Below are 15282 nucleotides of genomic sequence, written 5' to 3' on the forward strand. Positions count from 1 at the left end.
AGGCCGCCAGGCATTGTCTGGTGGTCCAGGGCCATTACGTCGGCATACGTTCGACGGTGGTTGCTCATGGGTGGAACGTTGATTATTCGGCCGGTTTTCCGGGTCGGAGGCTGCAAGTACTGCTCGTAAGAGTGTGGAAAGCATGATCTTCGGACGGGATGCGGCCGGGCACGCTGTTGGGTATCTGAGGGTACGGCCGATTGTTGGCTGCCTTCAGTGCCGGCCCCGGTGAAAATCTGCTTCGGCGGGTTGTGACGGGTGGTTGGTCGTTGTTTGAGAACTGCACAGTGGACGCGAGCATCTGTGGCCAAGTTTTTAAGGGCGCACGGTGGATGCCTTGGCACCAGGAACCGATGAAGGACGTGGGAGGCCACGATAGTCCCCGGGGAGTCGTCAACCAGGCTTTGATCCGGGGGTTTCCGAATGGGGAAACCCGGCAGTCGTCATGGGCTGTCACCCATACCTGAACACATAGGGTATGTGGAGGGAACGCGGGGAAGTGAAACATCTCAGTACCCGCAGGAAGAGAAAACAACCGTGATTCCGGGAGTAGTGGCGAGCGAAACCGGATGAGGCCAAACCGTATACGTGTGAGACCCGGCAGGGGTTGCGTATGCGGGGTTGTGGGATCTCTCTTTCACAGTCTGCCGGCTGTGAGGCGAGTCAGAAACCGTTGATGTAGGCGAAGGACATGCGAAAGGTCCGGCGTAGAGGGTAAGACCCCCGTAGTCGAAACGTCAACGGCTCGTTTGAGAGACACCCAAGTAGCACGGGGCCCGAGAAATCCCGTGTGAATCTGGCGGGACCACCCGCTAAGCCTAAATATTCCCTGGTGACCGATAGCGGATAGTACCGTGAGGGAATGGTGAAAAGTACCGCGGGAGCGGAGTGAAATAGTACCTGAAACCGTGTGCCTACAAGCCGTGGGAGCGTCGCGCATTGAGTTTACTCAATGCGTCGTGACTGCGTGCCTTTTGAAGAATGAGCCTGCGAGTTTGCGGTGTGTTGCGAGGTTAACCCGTGTGGGGAAGCCGTAGCGAAAGCGAGTCCGAACAGGGCGATTCAGTAGCGCGCTCAAGACCCGAAGCGGAGTGATCTAGCCATGGGCAGGTTGAAGCGGAGGTAAGACTTCGTGGAGGACCGAACCCACCAGGGTTGAAAACCTGGGGGATGACCTGTGGTTAGGGGTGAAAGGCCAATCAAACTCCGTGATAGCTGGTTCTCCCCGAAATGCATTTAGGTGCAGCGTCGTGTGTTTCTTGCCGGAGGTAGAGCACTGGATAGGCGATGGGCCCTACCGGGTTACTGACCTTAGCCAAACTCCGAATGCCGGTAAGTGAGAGCACGGCAGTGAGACTGTGGGGGATAAGCTCCATGGTCGAGAGGGAAACAGCCCAGAGCATCGACTAAGGCCCCTAAGCGTACGCTAAGTGGGAAAGGATGTGGAGTCGCACAGACAACCAGGAGGTTGGCTTAGAAGCAGCCACCCTTGAAAGAGTGCGTAATAGCTCACTGGTCTAGTGATTCCGCGCCGACAATGTAGCGGGGCTCAAGCGTACCGCCGAAGTCGTGTCATTCATACACATATCCCCAACGGGAGTATGGATGGGTAGGGGAGCGTCGTGTGCCGGGTGAAGCCGCGCCGGAAGGCAGTGGTGGACGGTTCACGAGTGAGAATGCAGGCATGAGTAGCGATACACACGTGAGAAACGTGTGCGCCGATTGACTAAGGGTTCCTGGGTCAAGCTGATCTGCCCAGGGTAAGTCGGGACCTAAGGCGAGGCCGACAGGCGTAGTCGATGGATAACCGGTTGATATTCCGGTACCCGCTGTGAAGCGTCAAACATTGAACCAGGCGATGCTAAGTCCGTGAAGCCGTTCCGGACCCTTCGGGGAAAGGAAAGTGGTGGAGCCGACGGACCAGACCTGCAGTAGGTGAGTGATGGGGTGACGCAGGAAGGTAGTCCATCCCGGGCGGTGGTTGTCCCGGGGTAAGGGTGTAGGCCGTGCGATAGGTAAATCCGTCGCACATCAAGGCTGAGACCTGATGCCGAGCCGATTGTGGTGAAGTGGATGATCCTATGCTGTCGAGAAAAGCCTCTAGCGAGTTTCATGGCGGCCCGTACCCTAAACCGACTCAGGTGGTCAGGTAGAGAATACCGAGGCGTTCGGGTGAACTATGGTTAAGGAACTCGGCAAAATGCCCCCGTAACTTCGGGAGAAGGGGGCCATCACTGGTGATCCGATTTACTCGGTGAGCTGGGGGTGGCCGCAGAGACCAGCGAGAAGCGACTGTTTACTAAAAACACAGGTCCGTGCGAAGCCGTAAGGCGATGTATACGGACTGACGCCTGCCCGGTGCTGGAACGTTAAGGGGACCGGTTAGTGCGCTTTCGGGCGTGCGAAGCTGAGAACTTAAGCGCCAGTAAACGGCGGTGGTAACTATAACCATCCTAAGGTAGCGAAATTCCTTGTCGGGTAAGTTCCGACCTGCACGAATGGCGTAACGACTTCTCGACTGTCTCAACCATAGGCCCGGTGAAATTGCACTACGAGTAAAGATGCTCGTTTCGCGCAGCAGGACGGAAAGACCCCGGGACCTTTACTACAGTTTGATATTGGTGTTCGGTTCGGCTTGTGTAGGATAGCTGGGAGACTGTGAAGCTTGGACGCCAGTTCAGGTGGAGTCGTCGTTGAAATACCAGTCTGGTCGTGCTGGATGTCTAACCTGGGTCCGTGATCCGGATCAGGGACAGTGTCTGATGGGTAGTTTAACTGGGGCGGTTGCCTCCTAAAGAGTAACGGAGGCGCCCAAAGGTTCCCTCAGCCTGGTTGGCAATCAGGTGTTGAGTGTAAGTGCACAAGGGAGCTTGACTGTGAGACCGACGGGTCGAGCAGGGACGAAAGTCGGGACTAGTGATCCGGCGGTGGCTTGTGGAAGCGCCGTCGCTCAACGGATAAAAGGTACCCCGGGGATAACAGGCTGATCTTCCCCAAGAGTCCATATCGACGGGATGGTTTGGCACCTCGATGTCGGCTCGTCGCATCCTGGGGCTGGAGTCGGTCCCAAGGGTTGGGCTGTTCGCCCATTAAAGCGGTACGCGAGCTGGGTTTAGAACGTCGTGAGACAGTTCGGTCCCTATCCGCTGCGCGCGCAGGAATATTGAGAAGGGCTGTCCCTAGTACGAGAGGACCGGGACGGACGAACCTCTGGTGTGCCAGTTGTCCTGCCAAGGGCATGGCTGGTTGGCTACGTTCGGGAGGGATAACCGCTGAAAGCATCTAAGCGGGAAGCCTGCTTCGAGATGAGTATTCCCACCCCCTTTGAGGGGTTAAGGCTCCCAGTAGACGACTGGGTTGATAGGCCGGATCTGGAAGCACCGTAAGGTGTGGAGGTGACCGGTACTAATAGGCCGAGGGCTTGTCCTCAGTTGCTCGCGTCCACTGTGTTGGTTCTGAAACCACGAACAACCCCGTTGTGCCACACAACGGTGCGGTTGTCTGTTTCATAGTGTTTCGGTGGTCATAGCGTGAGGGAAACGCCCGGTTACATTCCGAACCCGGAAGCTAAGCCTCACAGCGCCGATGGTACTGCAGGGGGGACCCTGTGGGAGAGTAGGACACCGCCGAACAAATCTTGAGAAAACCCCCGCACCTCAGGTGCGGGGGTTTTCTGCGTTCAGGGATAAAAAGAGTGGGGCCTTTCAGGCCCGTACTGTCAGAGACGGCCGGCTGTTTTCAGAGCCAGATATGCGTCAGCCAGGGCCGGCGCCAACTCATCCGGTGTCGCGTCGACGACCGTAACGCCGTGACGGCGGAGTTGCTCCGCTGTGTGGTGGCGTTCGCTCTGCGCCTGAGCGGCGGCTGCCGCCTCGTACACCGCATCGGCGCTGCCGCGGGAGGTTGCCATGCGAGCGATGTGCGGGTCCGCCACCGACGCCAGCAGCACGGTGTGCCGCTGGGTGAGCTGGGGGAGAACGGGCAGCAGCCCCAGCTCCACCGGAGCCGCGTCGAGGCTGGTGAGCAGGACGATCAGGGAGCGTCGTGGCGCACTCCGGAGTGCCGTGGCCGTGAGGCCTCGGGCATCCGTTTCGATGAGCTCGGGCTCCAGCGTCGCCATCGCGTTGACGAGGGACGGAAGGACGTCGCCCGCGGCGCGGCCCTGGACGAGCGCGCGCACTCGGCGGTCGTAGGCGAGCAGGTCCACGCGGTCGCCGGCGCGGGAGGCCAGCGCGGCCAGGAGCAACGCGGCGTCCAGAGAGGCGTCGAGGCGTGGGACGTCGCCCACGCGGCCCGCCGAGGTGCGGCCGGTGTCGAGGACCAGGAGGATGTGACGGTCCCGTTCGGGTCGCCAGGTACGTACGGCGACCGTGGACTGGCGGGCCGTGGCGCGCCAGTCGATGGAGCGGGTGTCGTCGCCGGGGACGTACTCCCGAAGGCTGTCGAATTCTGTGCCTTCGCCGCGGGTGAGCACGCTGGTGCGGCCGTCGAGTTCGCGCAGGCGGGCGAGTTTCGACGGGAGGTGCTTGCGGCTGGTGAAGGGGGGCAGCACGCGTACCGTCCAGGGGACGTTGTGGGTGCCCTGGCGGGAGAAGAGGCCGAGAGGGCCGTAGGAACGCATCGTGACGCGGTCGGCCCGGCGGTCGCCGCGGCGGGTGGGGCGCAGCCGTGTCGTGACGCGTCGGCGTTCCTCGGCGGGGATCGCGAGGCGGTGGCGGGAGGCCCGTACTTCGGTGCCGGGCTGCCAGCTGCTGGGCGGCCAGGCGTCGCGGAGCTGGGCCCTGAGCGGGCGACGGGACGGGTTGGTGACCGTCAGGGTGACGTCGGCGGTGTCGCCGAGGCGTACGGAGGTGTCGCCCGTGCGGGCCAGGCGCAGGCGTCGTACGGGTGCCGCCAGTGCGAAGTCACAGGCGCAGGCCAGAGCCAGGGGAGCGTTGACCGCCAGGATGCCCGTCCAGCTCGGTTCCCAGATGCCGATGGGGACGGAGCCCAGGGCCGCGAGGAGCGCGGCGCGTCCGGTGAGTGCCATCAGCGGGGGACGGGGACGTGGGCGAGGATCGCGTTGATGACGGAGTCGGCCGTCACGCCCTCCATCTCGGCTTCCGGACGGAGCTGTACGCGGTGCCGGAGGGTGGGAAGGGCGAGCGCCTTGACGTCGTCAGGGATGACGTAGTCGCGGCCCGTCAGCCAGGCCCAGGCGCGGGCGGTGGACAGGAGGGCGGTGGCGCCGCGGGGGGACACGCCGAGGGTGAGTGACGGGGACTCGCGGGTGGCCCGGCAGATGTCGACGACGTAGGCGGTGATCTCGGGGGAGACCGTCGTCTTGGCGACCGCGGAACGTGCGGCTTCCAGGTCGGCCGGGCCCGCGACGGGGCGGACGCCCGCGGCGCGCAGGTCGCGCGGGTTGAAGCCCTCGGCATGGCGGGTGAGGACGTCGATCTCGTCCTGGCGGGAGGGGAGCGGGATCGTGAGCTTGAGGAGGAAACGGTCCAGCTGCGCCTCGGGGAGGGGGTACGTGCCCTCGTACTCGACCGGGTTCTGGGTCGCGGCGACCAGGAACGGGTCGGGGAGCGGGCGCGGGGTGCCGTCGACCGTGACCTGGCGCTCCTCCATCGCCTCCAGGAGGGACGACTGCGTCTTCGGAGGGGTGCGGTTGATCTCGTCGGCGAGGAGCAGGTTGGTGAAGACCGGGCCGGGCTGGAAGGAGAACTCGGCGCTGCGGGTGTCGTAGACGAGGGAGCCGGTCACGTCGCTGGGCATCAGGTCCGGGGTGAACTGGACGCGCTTGGTGTCGAGTTCCAGCGCGGACGCGAGGGTGCGGACGAGCAACGTCTTGGCGACTCCGGGGACTCCTTCGAGGAGAACGTGTCCGCGGCAGAGGAGGGCGACGACGAGGCCGGTCACGGCGGGGTCCTGGCCGACCACGGCTTTGGCGATCTCGGCGCGCAGGGCTTCCAGGGAGGCCCGGGCGCTGCCCGGGTCCCCGGTCCGCCCGGCGTTGTCAGTGGTCGGGTCCATCATGGACGGCGTACCTCTCTTTCGAGGGCGTCGAGTTGGTCGGTGAGGGCGATGAGGGCCGCGTCGTCGCCGGGCGGCGGGCCGAAGAGGAGGGCGTGCAGGGACTGTCCGTCGCGTTGCAGGTGGGCGGAGAGTGCGGGGAGGAGTGCTTCGGGCGCGTGCGCCTGGGTGACGGGGACGCCGACGAGGGGGGCGAGGCGGGTGCGGGTGGTGGAGCGAAGAGCGCCGGCGGCGCGGTCGCGGGCGTCGGCCTTGCGGTAGAGGCGGGCTCGGCCTTCGACGGTTTCGGAGGCGCGGATCGCCACGGGGAGTTTTTCCGGCACGAGGGGGCCCAGTCGGCGTGCCCGCCAGAGGGCGGCCAGTGCTGCCGCGACGAAGAGTTGCAGGGTGCCCCAGAGCCAGCCGGAGGGGAGCAGGTCGAAGAGGCTTTTTTCGTCGTCCGGGTTGGTTGCGGAGGTGTCGGCGAGTGAGGGGAGGTACCAGACCAGATGGGGGCGCGAGCCGAGGAGCTGCAGGGCGAGCGAGGCGTTGCCCTGATCGTCGAGGCGGTCGTTGAGGAGGATGTCTGGCGCGCCGAGCACGATGGTGTCGCCGGTGCCGGATTCGTCCGGGACGCGGACCAGGGTGGCGAGGCGGTCGCTCGGGTAGCACTCGTCGGCGCCGACGTTGATGGCGGTGTAGCGGATGCCGCCCGTGTCGGCCTGGCCGGCGCGCAGGGCGGCGGGCAGGGTGCAGTCGGGGGGAAGTGCCGAGTCGAGGCTGGTGGCGGGGTCCGCGACGACGCCGGGGACGAGCCGTTCGACGGACGAACTGCCGGGGGCGACGAGGACGGTGCGGCCGCCGGAGTCCGCGGTCGCGGAGTGCAGCTCCGTCTGTTGACGCCGCGTCAGGAGGTCGGGGACGGCGATCAGGAGTGTGGTGTCCGGTCCGGCCGCGGCGCGTGCCTCGGCCAGGGTGGTGACCACACGGGTGGAGACACCGCGGTCGGCGAGGAGTTCGGCGACGGCACGGCTGCCGTAGGTGTCGGCGGAGCGCGGGTCGAGGCTTCCGTGGCGGGTGTCGGAGCGGATCGTGGCGATGGCCACGGCCCCGGCGAGGAGCAGCACGACAGCGAGTACGACGCCCCGCGTGCGGGTCCACACATGGCGGGCGGTGGGCGAGGCCGAGGTGGGCGCGAGCGTGGCCTCGGTGGTCATTCGGCGGCTCCCTGGCGGGCGTTGGGGGCCGCGTTGTGGCTGCTGCTGTTGCTCGCGAGCACCGGCTTGGTGCGTTCGAGGTCACGGTCGAGTTCCGCGATCCGGTGGTACGACTGTTCGTCGGCCGTCCGGCCACCGTATGTCACGTCGTCGAAGTCCCGGGCGGCGGCGCGGAGTCGGTCCGTGTGCGCGGGCAGTGCGCGGCCGGCGTCGGCGGCGGCCTCGTCCGCGGTGCGACCGGGGCGGATGTCGAGGAGGGCGCGTTCCTCCAGGGATCGGACGATGGCGCGCATGCGTTCCTGGACGGCCTGGTTCCAGTGGCCCTGGGCGGCGTGTGCCTCGGCGGCGGCGCGGTGTTCGGCGGCGCTACGGGGACGGTCGTCGAACAGGCCTGCCGAGGAGGTGGGTTGGCGGTGCGGGGTGCCCAGGCGCCACCAGAGGGCGGCCAGGACCGCCAGGACGACCAGGATGACGACGACCAGGCCGACCGCTCCTCCCGGGGTGGCCGCCGAGGCGCCGTCGAACAGTTCGCCGACCCAGTCCCAGAAGGCGTCCAGGGCGCGCTGGAACAGGCTGGGGTCGTTCTCGTGGTATATGCGCTTGGACAGCTCGCGCCGGGCCGCCTCCCGCGCGGGATCACGCGGGATGGTCACCGGCGGTTCGCCGTCGGCGCGCGCCAGTGACCGTACCGATGTGTCGCCGGCGCGCGACAGGGCGCGTACCGCCGCGCCGATGACGCGTGGCAGTGCCGTCGGTGCCGTTGTGAGAACTCCCCCCGCGGGACTCACCGCATCAGCTCCCCGGGGTGTCGGGGCCGTAGCCCTGGACGCCGGCTGCGCGGGCCAGGTCGAGGTCGAGGGCCTCGCGGCGGATGCGCTGGTCGATGTAGAGGAGCACGGTGACGCCTGCCGTGATCGGGAACGTGATCATGGAGCCGATCACCGATCCGATCCCGCTGACGATCAGGTACGACCAGCCGAGGTCGCCGCCGCCGTTGAGGAAGACGGTGACGCCGCCGTTCAGTGCCGCGCCGAAGAGGGAGAAGGGGATGACGATGATCACCGCGATGATGTTCGCGATGATCATGGCGAGCAACTGGATGCCGAAGACCCGCCACCAGGAGCCGCGTACGAGCTTCGCGGAACGGCTCATCGACTTCACGATGCTCTGCTTCTCCAGCATCAGCGCGGGCGAGGCGAGGGAGAAGCGGACCATTAGCCACAGGGCGAGGACGCCGGTGCCGAGGATGCCCAGGACGGCGAGCGCGGTGCCCGCCTCGGAGTTGCCGGCGACGGCTACGAGGATGCCGGGCAGGGCGCCCACGAGGACCACGCCGAAGGTGATCAGCAGCAGAAGGAAGATCAGTCCGAACAGCTTCAGCAACTGGGAGCGGGCGTCGCGCCAGGCCTCGCCGGTGGTCACCGGTTTGCCGAGGACCGCCCGGCTGGTGACGGTGGTGAGCAGGGCGGTGGCGGTGATCGTGCCGATCAGGGAGATCAGGAACACGACACCGGAGTTGAGCATCGCGTCGCCCATGGCGCGGGTCAGCTCGCTGAGTGTGGCGCTCGGGTCGTTCAGGGCGTCGGTGCTGGTGCCGTCCTTCAGGGCGAAACCCTGGAGCAGGACGACGACGATCTCCGTGATGACCGCGACGGTCAGCGAGATGCCCAGGACCGTGCGCCAGTACGTGCGCATGGTGGAGACCGCGCCGTCGAGGATCTCGCCGACGCCGAGCGGGCGCAGCGGGATGACGCCGGGCTTGGCGGCGGGCGGGGGGCCGCCCCAGCCGCCGCCTCCCCATGCGGGGTATCCGGGCCTGCCGTAGACCGGGGGGCCGCCCGGGCCGGGAGCGCCGTAACCGGGCGGGCCGTAACCGCCGGGGCCTGCGGGGGGCTGGGTGCCCCAGCCGGGGCCGGGGGGCGGAGGTGGCGGAGCCGCTTGGCCGGGGCCTCCGGGGCCGGTCGGCGCGGACCACTGGGCGGGTGGCGGCTGCTGCTTGGACCACTGCGGGGTGGGGCTCTGCGCGCCGGGGTTCGGCGCGCCGGGGTTCTGCTGATCCGGGGCGGCCTGGTCCGCGGGCTGTGCGGTGCCGGGCCGGTCGGTGGGCTCGGCAGGGCCGGACGCGCCGGGTTCCTGCCCGTCGGACGGGGCGGATCCGGGCGAGGCCCAGCCCGGAGTGTCTTTCATCGTCGCTCCTTCACGGTGCTTGTCCGCGGTCGCGGCGGCAGGTTGGCAGCCATCGTGCCATGGGGTGGTCACGGGGGGGCCGGCCGCGGTGTGGGCTGCGCACCTTCAATTGTCCGCCGGATCCGGGGCAGACTGATCGCATGGCTGATCAGTACGCGCAAAGCGGCGAGGACAACCGGCCGGCCGAGACACCGGCGATCCGTTGGGACGAGCCACCCGAAGGGCCGGTGGTGGTCCTTCTGGACCAGACGAGGCTGCCGGTCGAGGAGGTCGAGCTGGTCTGTACGGACGCGTCCACGCTGGTGGAGGCGATCCGTTCGCTCGCCGTGCGTGGGGCACCGTTGCTGGGTATCGCGGGGGCGTACGGTGTCGCGCTCGCCGCCGTGCGCAACTTCGACGTGGACGAGGCGGCGAACGCGCTGGCCGGTGCCCGCCCCACCGCGGTGAACCTCGCGGTCGGCGTGGACAGGGCCCGGTCCGCGTACCGGGCCGAGCTCGCCAGGCACGGCGATGTGGCGCGGGCCGCGCAGGCGGCGTTGGGTGCGGCGCGGGAGCTGCACCGGCAGGACGCCGAGGCCAGCGCCCGTATGGCCGAGCGTGGGCTGGCGCTGCTGGACGAACTGCTGCCCGGCGGCGGGCACCGGATTCTCACGCACTGCAACACCGGGGCGCTGGTGTCGGGCGGTGAGGGAACGGCGTTCGCGGTGGCTCTCGCGGCGCACCGGAGCGGGCGGCTCAGGCGCCTGTGGGTGGACGAAACGCGTCCGTTGCTGCAAGGTGCTCGCCTGACGGCATATGAGGCGGCGCGCAAGGGGATGGCCTACACCTTGCTCACCGACAACGCGGCGGGTTCGCTGTTCGCGGCGGGGGAGGTGGATGCGGTGCTGATCGGGGCGGACCGCATCGCGGCCGACGGTTCGGTGGCGAACAAGGTAGGGAGCTATCCGCTCGCCGTGCTCGCGCGGTACCACCACGTGCCGTTCATCGTGGTGGCACCGCTGACGACAGTGGATCCGGACACGCCGGACGGGGCGGCCATCGAGGTCGAGCAGCGCCCCGGTCATGAGGTGACCGAGCTCACAGCACCGCAGGTGCCGGTGGTCGGAGCAGAAGCAGGTGGCGGGATTCCGGTGGCACCCCTGGGGACCCAGGCGTACAACCCGGCGTTCGACGTGACGCCGCCCGAGTTGGTGACGGCGATCGTCACCGAGGAGGGCGTTGTTTCGCCCGTGACGGCTGAGGCTCTGGCCGAGCTGTGTGCCAGGTCACGCCAGGTAACGATTAGCTAATGGGATGATGTCGTTTATGAAGGGACGAGTCCTTGTCGTCGACGACGACACCGCACTGGCCGAGATGCTCGGCATTGTGCTGCGTGGTGAAGGTTTTGAGCCGTCTTTTGTAGCCGACGGCGACAAGGCGCTGGCCGCTTTCCGTGAGTCCAAGCCCGATCTCGTGCTGCTCGATCTGATGCTGCCGGGCCGGGACGGTATCGAGGTGTGCCGCCTGATCAGGGCGGAGTCCGGGGTACCGATCGTGATGCTCACGGCCAAGAGCGACACCGTCGATGTCGTGGTGGGCCTGGAGTCGGGTGCCGACGACTACATCGTGAAGCCGTTCAAGCCGAAGGAGCTGGTCGCCAGGATCCGGGCCAGGCTCAGGAGGTCGGAGGAGCCCACGCCCGAGCAGCTCGCCATCGGTGACCTGGTCATCGACGTGGCCGGTCACTCGGTGAAGCGGGAGGGGCAGTCGATAGCGCTGACGCCGCTGGAGTTCGACCTGCTGGTCGCGCTGGCGCGGAAGCCCTGGCAGGTGTTCACGCGGGAGGTCCTGCTGGAGCAGGTGTGGGGTTACCGGCACGCGGCGGACACCCGCCTGGTCAACGTGCACGTACAGCGGCTGCGCTCCAAGGTCGAGAAGGACCCCGAGCGGCCGGAGATCGTGGTGACCGTCCGTGGCGTCGGTTACAAGGCCGGGCCGAGCTGACATGACGAAGGACAGTGCCGCTTCGGCGCCCGGCCGGTCCGGGGCCCGCGCGGGGCGGCCTGTCGGCCGGAAGACGGCAGGCTCCCGCTGGGGACGTCTGTTCGAGGGCGGGCTGCTGCAGGGCGGAGTGCAGGGCAGCCCGGTCCTCCGTCTGCTGCTGCGGTGGGCGCGCCGGCCCGCGCTGCCCGTCATGCGGCTGTGGCGTCGCAACATCCAGCTCAAGGTCGTCGTCACGACCCTGCTGATGTCGCTCGGCGTCGTCCTGCTGCTGGGCTTCGTCGTTATCGGACAGGTGCGCAACGGCCTGCTGGACGCCAAGGTCAAGGCCTCGCAGAGCCAGGCCACCGGCGGATTCGCGGTGGCCAAGCAGAAGGCGGAAGAGGCGGCGAGCGGGACCGGTGACGCGGGTTCCACGGTGGACGGCCGTCCCGCGCCGAACGTCATCGAGTGGATGAGCAGTCTCGTGGCGTCCCTCTCCAGCGGCGGCCAGGGCGCCTTCGACGTCGTGAGCCTGCCCGTGGGCGACGAGAGCAGCGCCGGACGCGGGCCGCGTGCCTCCGGCCGGGTCAACCCCACCGCCAGCGTGCCCCAGGACCTGCGCGCGCGGGTGGACGGCAAGATGGCGGCGGCCCAGAGCTACACCCGCATCGTCTACAACGCCGACGCCCACCAGGACTCCCAGCCGGCCCTGGTCATCGGCAAGCAGGTCAACGACCCGAACCGCGACCCGTACCAGCTCTACTACCTCTTCCCGCTCACCCAGGAGGAGAAGTCGCTCAGCCTGGTCAAGGGGACGCTCGCGACGGCCGGACTGTTCGTCGTCGTACTCCTCGGGGCCATCGCCTGGCTCGTGGTGCGGCAGGTCGTCACCCCGGTGCGGATGGCGGCCGGGATCGCCGAGCGGCTGTCCGCGGGGCGGCTGCAGGAACGCATGAAGGTCACCGGCGAGGACGACATCGCGCGGCTCGGCGAGGCCTTCAACAAGATGGCGCAGAGCCTGCAGCTGAAGATCCAGCAGCTGGAGGACCTGTCGCGGATGCAGCGCCGGTTCGTGTCGGACGTGTCGCACGAGCTGCGTACGCCGCTGACGACCGTACGGATGGCCGCGGACGTCATCCACGACGCGCGGGAGGACTTCGACCCGGTGACCGCGCGGTCGGCGGAGCTGCTCGCCGACCAGCTGGACCGGTTCGAGTCGCTGCTCGCGGATCTGCTGGAGATCAGCCGCTTCGACGCGGGCGCGGCGGCACTGGAGGCCGAGCCCATCGACTTCAGGGAGGTCGTACGGCGGGTGGTCAGCGGGGCGGCGCCACTCGCCGAGCGCAAGGGCACGCACATACGGGTGGTAGGCGACCAGCAGCCCGTCGTGGCCGAGGCGGACGCCCGGCGCGTGGAGCGGGTGCTGCGCAACCTCGTCGTCAACGCCGTGGAGCACGGCGAGGGCAAGGACGTCGTGGTCAAGCTCGCCTCGGCCGGCGGGGCGGTCGCGGTCGCGGTACGTGACTACGGGGTCGGGCTCAAGCCCGGCGAGGCGACGCGCGTCTTCAGCCGCTTCTGGCGGGCCGACCCGGCACGCGCGCGTACGACCGGTGGTACGGGTCTGGGGCTGTCCATCGCCCTGGAGGACGCGCGGTTGCACGGCGGCTGGCTGCAGGCCTGGGGCGAGCCGGGCGGCGGCTCGCAGTTCCGGCTCACCCTGCCGCGCACCGCGGACGAACCGTTGCGGGGCTCGCCGATACCGCTGGAGCCCAGGGACTCGCGCCGTCACCGCGGACTCGACGACGCCGGGCTGCCGCGCGGGGGCGGGGACAAGGCCGCCACCGTGCCGTTGCAGCCGACGGGCGAGCCGGGGCCGTCGCAGTCGCCGCGGGACCCGATAACACCGCGGTCGACCGTGGTCCCCACGGCTGATCCCACCGCGCTGCCCGGCAACGGCGCGCGGGTCGTGCCCCGGCCCGCCTCGGGCGCGCTACGACAGGACGACACGCCCGTCGGGGGCGGGGCGGGCCGTGCGGATGCCGGGCCGGAGGACTCGAAGAGGCAAGGGGAGGCATTCCGTGGGCGCTGACCGCGAGGGGGGCGCTCGGCGGAGACCGGCGCGCGCGGTGGCGTACGCCGCCTGTGGGGTCGTAGTGCTGGCTGGTTGTGCCTCGATGCCCGACAGCGGGGATCTGAGGGGCGTCGAGTCCACGCCGCGCCAGGACACGCAGGTGCGGGTCTTCGCGATGCCGCCCCGGGAGGACGCCCCGGCCGCGGAGATCGTGCAGGGCTTCCTGGAGGCCCTGACCAGCGACGATCCGCACTACGAGACAGCCCGTAAGTACCTGACCCCCGGCGCGGCCGCGAAGTGGCGCCCGGAGTGGTCCACCACGGTGCTCGAGGACGGGCCGGGTGCCGAGCCCGCGCGGTCGGGTGGCCGGGAGGAGAGGAACGACGTGTCGTTCGCGTTGACGGGCACCAGCGTCGCGACGGTGGACGCGCAGCAGTCGTACTCGCCCGCCGCCGGGGCCTACAGCCAGCCGGTGCACCTCACCCGGGACCGGAAGACCGAGCAGTGGCGCATCGACGGCCTGCCGCCCGGAGTCGTCATGGGGCAGTCGGACTTCCAGCGCACCTACACGTCCGTCAACAAGTACTACTTCGCGTCCAACGCGACCGCCGGGCCCGATGTGGAGTCGGCGGTCGCCGATCCGGTGTACATCCGCCGGATGGTGGATCCCATGACGCAGATGGTGCGTTCCCTGCTCAACGGGCCCACGAGCCTGCTCGGGCCGGTCGTCAGGTCCAGCTTCCCCTCCGGAACAGCACTGGAGAAGGGCGTCAGCTCGCTGACGCCCGACGACCAGAACAAGCTCACGGTGCCGCTGAACGCGAAGGCCGCCAAGGTCGGCTCGGCCAAGTGCGGCGAGATGGCGGCCCAGATCCTGTTCACCCTGCAGAACCTCACGCCCGCGCTGGCGGAGGTCGATCTGCGGGCGGGCGGCGCGCAGCTGTGCTCGGTGGACGGGGCCGGAGCCGACGCCGCCGCCGTGCGCGGCTCGGTGAAGCAGCCCACCTACCTGTACTTCCTGGACAACGAGCACCGGCTGGTACGGATCTCGGCCCAGACCCCGGGCACGCAGCCCGAGCCGGTGCCCGGGCCGCTGGGCGAGGGCGACAAGGCGTTGCGGTCGGTGGCGGTGTCGCGTGACGAGCAGACCGCGGCCGGCGTCGGCATCGACGGCAAGGCGCTGTACGTCGGGGCGATGGTGGCAGGGAGTTCGCTCGGCGATCCCGTGCTGCTCAGCAAGGGCAAGACGGAGAACGACCGGCTCACCGCGCCCAGTTGGGACACACGGGGCGACCTGTGGGTGGCCGACCGAAACCCCGGCGACCCGCGACTGCTGCTGCTGGAACAGGCCAAGGGCGAACCGCTGGAGGTGCGGACTCCGAACCTCGACGGACGCGTCAAGGCCGTCCGGGTGGCCGCCGACGGGGTGCGGATCGCGCTCGTCGTCGAGAAGGACGGGAAGGGGTCCCTGTTCGTCGGGCGGATCGAGCGGGACGAGAAGGCCGGGGAGCGACCCGCCGTGTCGGTCCAGGAACTGCGTTCCGTGACACCGGCGTCGGAAGAGGTCGCGGCGATGTCATGGGCCGGTGACAGCAAACTCGTGGTGGTCGGGCAGGAACAGGGGGGCGTGCAGCAGATGCGGTACGTCCAGGTGGACGGCTCCACACCGGAGGCGCCCGCGCCCGCGGCCCTGACCGGAGTCAACGAGATCGCCGCGACCGAGGACGACGAGATGCCGCTGGTGGCGTACTCGGCGGACGGGATTGTGCGGTTGCCGTCCGGGGCGCAGTGGCAGAAGGTCGTCGCGAAGGGCACGGGCCCGGTCTACCCGGGGTGAGCCGGCGCGGC

At 68.5% G+C, this 15282-nt stretch carries 9 protein-coding genes and 2 rRNA genes; 6 read left to right on the forward strand and 5 right to left on the reverse strand.

Annotated features, from left to right (window positions below; genetic code table 11):
* The first annotated feature begins 305 nt into the window (after positions 1–305).
* Together OG985_RS27695 and rrf are read left to right on the forward strand one after the other, a co-directional pair.
* Positions 306–3429: ribosomal RNA gene (locus OG985_RS27695) — 23S ribosomal RNA — on the forward strand.
* Positions 3430–3515: 86 nt separating this feature from the next.
* Positions 3516–3632: ribosomal RNA gene (gene rrf / locus OG985_RS27700) — 5S ribosomal RNA — on the forward strand.
* Between the two features lie 86 nt (positions 3633–3718).
* Here rrf and OG985_RS27705 read toward each other — a convergent pair.
* From OG985_RS27705 to OG985_RS27725, 5 genes are read right to left on the reverse strand one after another with little or no spacing between them, the layout of a single operon-like run.
* Positions 3719–5029 (reverse strand): DUF58 domain-containing protein, encoded by a 1311-nt coding sequence (locus tag OG985_RS27705; RefSeq protein ID WP_371671048.1) that lies wholly within the window; start codon positions 5027–5029, stop codon positions 3719–3721.
* Positions 5029–6018 carry an AAA family ATPase gene (locus OG985_RS27710; protein WP_371674514.1) on the reverse strand — a complete coding sequence of 330 codons (990 nt, stop codon included), beginning with the start codon at positions 6016–6018 and terminating at the stop codon, positions 5029–5031. Before OG985_RS27710 ends, OG985_RS27705 begins: the two co-directional genes overlap by 1 nt.
* A complete protein-coding gene (locus OG985_RS27715; protein ID WP_371671049.1) occupies positions 6018–7214 on the reverse strand; it encodes a DUF4350 domain-containing protein in 1197 nt (398 codons plus the stop codon). The genes OG985_RS27710 and OG985_RS27715 overlap by 1 nt, the downstream gene beginning before the upstream one ends.
* Positions 7211–8002 carry a DUF4129 domain-containing protein gene (locus OG985_RS27720; protein WP_371671050.1) on the reverse strand — a complete coding sequence of 264 codons (792 nt, stop codon included), beginning with the start codon at positions 8000–8002 and terminating at the stop codon, positions 7211–7213. Before OG985_RS27720 ends, OG985_RS27715 begins: the two co-directional genes overlap by 4 nt.
* A 4-nt stretch (positions 8003–8006) precedes the next feature.
* Positions 8007–9401, reverse strand: coding sequence for a hypothetical protein (locus OG985_RS27725; protein ID WP_371671051.1), 1395 nt, complete (start codon positions 9399–9401; stop codon positions 8007–8009).
* Between the two features lie 140 nt (positions 9402–9541).
* Here OG985_RS27725 and mtnA point away from each other — a divergent pair, with 140 nt between their 5' ends.
* The 4 genes from mtnA to OG985_RS27745 are packed head-to-tail and all read left to right on the forward strand — an operon-like array spanning position 9542 to position 15271.
* Positions 9542–10690 carry an S-methyl-5-thioribose-1-phosphate isomerase gene (gene mtnA, locus OG985_RS27730; RefSeq protein WP_371671052.1) on the forward strand — a complete coding sequence of 383 codons (1149 nt, stop codon included), beginning with the start codon at positions 9542–9544 and terminating at the stop codon, positions 10688–10690.
* 4 nt (positions 10691–10694) lie between these two features.
* Positions 10695–11384 (forward strand): two-component system response regulator MtrA, encoded by a 690-nt coding sequence (gene mtrA / locus OG985_RS27735; protein WP_371671053.1) that lies wholly within the window; start codon positions 10695–10697, stop codon positions 11382–11384.
* Position 11385: 1 nt separating this feature from the next.
* On the forward strand, positions 11386–13452 hold the full coding sequence (gene mtrB / locus OG985_RS27740; protein WP_371671054.1) for an MtrAB system histidine kinase MtrB: 2067 nt from the start codon (positions 11386–11388) through the stop codon (positions 13450–13452).
* Complete coding sequence (locus OG985_RS27745) at positions 13442–15271, forward strand: LpqB family beta-propeller domain-containing protein (protein WP_371671055.1); 1830 nt, start codon at positions 13442–13444, stop codon at positions 15269–15271. The genes mtrB and OG985_RS27745 overlap by 11 nt, the downstream gene beginning before the upstream one ends.
* Positions 15272–15282 lie beyond the last annotated feature (11 nt).

The sequence above is a fragment of the Streptomyces sp. NBC_00289 genome, from assembly GCF_041435115.1.
Classification (GTDB): domain Bacteria; phylum Actinomycetota; class Actinomycetes; order Streptomycetales; family Streptomycetaceae; genus Streptomyces.

Bases quoted from the DNA above. Each gene is read 5' to 3' on its own strand.
- OG985_RS27705 (WP_371671048.1), bottom strand. From the start codon at position 5,029: ATGGCACTCACCGGACGCGCCGCGCTCCTCGCGGCCCTGGGCTCCGTC.
- OG985_RS27710 (WP_371674514.1), bottom strand. From the start codon at position 6,018: ATGGACCCGACCACTGACAACGCCGGGCGGACCGGGGACCCGGGCAGC.
- OG985_RS27715 (WP_371671049.1), bottom strand. From the start codon at position 7,214: ATGACCACCGAGGCCACGCTCGCGCCCACCTCGGCCTCGCCCACCGCC.
- OG985_RS27725 (WP_371671051.1), bottom strand. From the start codon at position 9,401: ATGAAAGACACTCCGGGCTGGGCCTCGCCCGGATCCGCCCCGTCCGAC.
- mtnA (WP_371671052.1), top strand. From the start codon at position 9,542: ATGGCTGATCAGTACGCGCAAAGCGGCGAGGACAACCGGCCGGCCGAG.
- mtrA (WP_371671053.1), top strand. From the start codon at position 10,695: ATGATGTCGTTTATGAAGGGACGAGTCCTTGTCGTCGACGACGACACC.
- mtrB (WP_371671054.1), top strand. From the start codon at position 11,386: ATGACGAAGGACAGTGCCGCTTCGGCGCCCGGCCGGTCCGGGGCCCGC.